The organism is Candidatus Hydrogenedentota bacterium (genome assembly GCA_016791475.1).
In the GTDB taxonomy this organism is placed as follows: domain Bacteria; phylum Hydrogenedentota; class Hydrogenedentia; order Hydrogenedentales; family JAEUWI01; genus JAEUWI01.
On sequence record JAEUWI010000514.1, the window covers coordinates 1 to 505 of the forward strand.

A 505-nucleotide genomic window follows, 5' to 3' on the forward strand; every position below is an offset into this window, starting at 1 on the left:
GGCGATGGCCGCGTCACCTGGGCAAGCGGAATCCCCGCGAAGTGCCGGGAAGGCGGACGGCTCTACTACATGAACGCGGTGCATGGCGACATGCCGGCGCACACGCCGGCCTTCCCGGCATTGCAGGAGCTGCTGGAGAAGGGCGAGACCGGGCGCTCCGCGCTGACGCGCAAGCCCGTCCCCATCCAGGCCCGCGGCGCCGTCGAAGCCCCCGGGGAATATGCCCCCGTCAGCCCGGCCATGCTTTCACACTACCCGACGCGCTCCGACCTGCTGGCCGCGGCGACCGGCGCCACGCTCCGCATGCAGAACACCGACCTCTACGCGGGTTGGAACTACAGCATGGAGCAGAAGCAGATCGCCAACGCCTTCCGCGAGCAGATGGACCGGGCGCTCTGGTTCTCGGACCTGGACCAGATCACCGACCCCATCACCGGCTACAACCGGACCCACACGCGCGGCTTCGACGCGGCCATCACGACCAACTACCAGAGCCTCTCGGGCG

General features: G+C 69.1%; 1 pseudogene. It reads left to right on the top strand.

The features are described from left to right. A pseudogene (locus tag JNK74_30560) lies at nt 1-303 on the top strand (hypothetical protein). Nucleotides 304-505 lie beyond the last annotated feature (202 nt).